This window comes from Shigella sp. FC1967 (genome assembly GCF_001743005.1).
Lineage (GTDB): Bacteria > Pseudomonadota > Gammaproteobacteria > Enterobacterales > Enterobacteriaceae > Proteus.
In genome coordinates, this window is record NZ_MIIZ01001351.1 from 1 (window position 1) to 376 (window position 376).

A 376-nucleotide genomic window follows, 5' to 3' on the forward strand; every position below is an offset into this window, starting at 1 on the left:
TTAGTTCACGACGAATTTTTGTTAATGCTTCAGGGTCATCTAAATCAACTTTAGGATCGAATCCTGTCGCCCCAACTTCAAGACCTCGTAACGCTTTTTTGTAAGGATTCTTGTTGTGTTCTACCTATTGCCATCACTTCGCCAACAGATTTCATTTGCGTGGTTAATCGGTCATTTGTCCCTGCAAATTTTTTCAAAGTTAAAACGAGGAATTTTTGTCACAACATAATCAATAGAAGGTTCGAAAGAGGCTGGTGTTCTCCCTCCCGTAATGTCGTTCATCAGCTCATCAAGGGTATAGCCTACCGCTAATTTTGCAGCGACCTTCGCAATTGGGAAGCCAGTCGCTTTAGAGGCAAGCGCGGATGAACGAGAA

General features: G+C 42.8%; 1 pseudogene. It reads right to left on the bottom strand.

Annotated features, from left to right (window positions below):
• A pseudogene (locus BHE89_RS21890) lies at positions 1–376 on the bottom strand (ATP-binding protein); the annotation flags it as partial.